A 234-nucleotide genomic window follows, 5' to 3' on the forward strand; every position below is an offset into this window, starting at 1 on the left:
AAGATCAACAGCCCCTAGATATGTTAATGAAAAGCAAAAAGAATTAGCGGCTGATATAGCCTCTAATTCTTTAACTTTGGTCAGCTAAGCTTAAGTTTGTTCGGTGGTAATTAGCTAGTGAACCTAAGCAAGCTATTTATTGCTACTATCGAGTACACTCTTCTAGCAAGTAAGCTAAGTGACGGTATGACACGCCGCTGTGTTGAGTTAAGCCAACTTCACACATACGGTTAG

The organism is Shewanella sp. 10N.286.45.A1, assembly GCF_041470405.1.
Classification (GTDB): Bacteria; Pseudomonadota; Gammaproteobacteria; order Enterobacterales; family Shewanellaceae; genus Shewanella.